Annotated in this window: 1 pseudogene; it reads right to left on the bottom strand. The window is 73.1% G+C overall.

What is annotated here, in order from left to right:
• Positions 1–684 (bottom strand): annotated as a pseudogene (locus tag AB0G02_RS38360) (ABC transporter substrate-binding protein); the annotation flags it as partial.

The following is a 684-nucleotide window of genomic DNA, read 5'->3' as shown; positions in this document are numbered from 1 at the left end:
CCAACTTGATCAGGCACGTCGGGTCGGCGGCGGGACGAGGCGCCTCCTCGCCCTCGAACCACACCTCGCTCGCCGTCGCCGGGTCGGTGACGTCCACCCCGCACGCGGTGTCCCGGCCGCTGATCCGCGCCGGGTTGACGGTGTCCGCCGTCCCCTCGCCCACGGCGGCCCTGAGCGGGCCGTCGTCGATGAACCGGTCGACGTCCAGCTCCTCGATGTTGCCGATGGACTTGAGGAACGGCACGTCCTGCTTCAACGCCTCGCGCAGCACCGGCTTGAGGCTCAGGTCGAACGTCGCGATGCCGTTCGGTCCGTTGTAGAGGTACACGACCTCGACGGGCAGACCGGTGGCCTTCGCCACGACGTGCGCGGCGGCGAGCGGCTCCTCGTGCAGGTACCGGGTCGCGTCGGCCTGGGCCCGCAGGAACTCCGCGAGGACGTCCGGCCGCTCGCGGGCGAACCGGTCGCGCACCACCACGCCGTGCAAGGTCGGGAGGTCCAGCTCCGCGCCGTCGTAGAGCAGCTCGGCCTGCCCGGCGAACACCAGCTGCCCCGGCCAGGCGACGAACTGGGCCAGCGCCTCGACGTTGCCCGCCTGGAGGGCGGACGCGCCGACCGACGGCTGCTGGTTCTCGACGGTGACCTCGGTGCCGCCGAGCGCGCGGACGAGCGTGCCGTGCCCGG

Source organism: Actinosynnema sp. NPDC023658 (assembly GCF_040639995.1).
In the GTDB taxonomy this organism is placed as follows: domain Bacteria; phylum Actinomycetota; class Actinomycetes; order Mycobacteriales; family Pseudonocardiaceae; genus Actinosynnema.
Note: the sequence above shows the minus strand (reverse complement) of the source record. Positions and strands in the feature narration are given on the sequence as shown.